This is a genomic window from Vibrio sp. D173a (assembly GCF_030248475.1).
Window position 1 is genome coordinate 1 of the sequence record NZ_JAHGAH010000004.1, and the last position, 1,908, is coordinate 1,908.

Annotated in this window: 1 protein-coding gene and 1 pseudogene; both read left to right on the forward strand. The window is 41.9% G+C overall.

Features of this window, described 5'->3' with window-relative positions; all coding sequences use genetic code 11:
* Positions 1-649: pseudogene (locus KIV40_RS00120) on the forward strand (hypothetical protein); the annotation flags it as partial.
* A 131-nt stretch (positions 650-780) separates the two neighbouring features.
* The gene (locus tag KIV40_RS00125) at positions 781-1,602 is read left to right on the forward strand and encodes a hypothetical protein (RefSeq protein ID WP_285347603.1); all 822 of its coding nucleotides are present in this window, start codon (positions 781-783) and stop codon (positions 1,600-1,602) included.
* The last annotated feature ends 306 nt before the right edge of the window (positions 1,603-1,908 follow it).

The following is a 1,908-nucleotide window of genomic DNA, read 5'->3' on the forward strand; positions in this document are numbered from 1 at the left end:
AGCGCTCGAAAACCTGCTCTTTCGCTGCTTTTGGGGTAAGAGTGAGAAATACTCATTTTGGGATTTTGATAGTGCAGGTGATTTTGATATTTCTCAGCGCTTAAATATTGCAGCTACCGAATATAGAAAAAAAACGATTCAATTAGCTCTTGAGGTTGAGCAACAAGAGTTTATGAACCTCTTATTGCGGCCTGAGCTTAAAGTATGGGTCAAAGAAGAGTTATCTCCGACAAGAAAAATCTACGGTTATCGTATGCGTCTGCCAGGGTTTACGCCTGGCGAATCGAATGTTATCGGAGCCGTTTGCAGAACGAAGCAGCACCCAGTCGATATTATGCAACCGATTAATAAAATGCTGAGATACCATGCTGTTGAGAATAAACCAGCCACTGAGGCGTTCCAACAAGCCCTCAATGATGCGGTGAACAGCGATGACTTCTTCAAGAGAGAACTTATTGATGGCACCTTGCATCTAAACTTCGAGGTCGAAATGGAAAGTGAGCAAGGTGAAGCATTGAATGTGCACTGGTATTATCAGCAGAGCCCGGAAGTGATGGTGCCAAAACGCATGCTTACCTCTAAAGGTGTGTTAGAAAAAACGTATTTTGGCATGGTTGATGATAAGCCAAGCAGTATAGAACAGGATTAAAAATGAAAAGGTCAAACAATCACGGTTTCTTAATTAGATACCAATACCCACAAAGGCTCAGTAAATGGCGAAAGTCCTTTGCTTCCCAATTTAAGCCGATTAAGCCCGCTCATGATCCGTTAGAGCCTTTTATGACGGTAACCGATGACGTCCTCACTGTGCGTGATGCAAGGCACGGTTTACGGTTTGCCTTCCTATTACCTTTGGTTATTGGGCTTTGGGTTTTGTCGTTCCTTTTTATTGAGCGTGTTGGTCTTCATCCGTATGAGGTAGCCTATGCTAAAGAAAATATTTCATTTTATGAGAATAGGGAAAGAAAAGGCCTCCCATATGATAAGCAACGATATGCTTATTCTAGGGCATTGTTCAGCGAAAATGGTGACTACTCTTTTTGGAACTACCTTAATGCAGTAGCTAAATACAGTTCTGAACGGCATAGAGAGTCTGTGTATTTTAATATTTCTATTTCTTTGATTGCACTTTTTCTCGCCATATCTGCGACTGTCTTTTTTGTGAAATCCCCGAAGCCAGCGCATATATACTTCGATCGAAAGCGTGGCCTTGTTTACACTTGGTTTTTTGGACGACTGGCAGCCTGCCGTTTCGAGAATTTAGGGTTCTTAGAGCGCAAAACGGGCCTACTTCTCTACCTATATTGTGAAAACAAAAAGCGTAAAGGTGGCTATGACGTCTTTCCTATCACCGTTCAGCCGACAGGGAAAGTACACCTCAACTCAGAAAGGGATAATAATTACTTCTTCGCTCAAGTGTTTAATTTTATGGACAACGGAAAGAGTGCGGTTATAACCGGCGAGAGCTTCAATCGACCGGAATCAAAAACGTACCTTTTTGTCGATAAAAGACCAGAGCCATTTGAAGAGCGCTTAGAAAAACTCCTCGAATATGAACACGTGTTACCTGATCTGTATGAAAATCTTAAGGTCGTGAATTAAAGCGCCTTAACTAAATCAAGGCCAGCAAATCTGCTGGCCTAAAGTACGTAAGTTGAAAATGAAAAGGTCAAACAATCAAGGTTTCTTAATTAGATACCAATACCCACAAAGGCTCAGTCAATGGCAAAAGTCCTTTGCTTCCCAATTTAAGCCGATTAAGCCCGCTCATGATCCGTTAGAGCCTTTTATGACGGTAACTGATGATGTCCTAACGGTGCGTGATGCTAGGCACGGTTTACGGTTTGCGTATCTTTTACCTTTGGTTATTGGACTATGGTTTTTGGCTTTTGTTTTTGTCGGTAAGTT

What these genes read in the sequence shown, in the direction of transcription:
- KIV40_RS00125 (WP_285347603.1), top strand. Translation starts at nt 781, where the DNA reads ATGACGGTAACCGATGACGTCCTCACTGTGCGTGATGCAAGGCACGGT.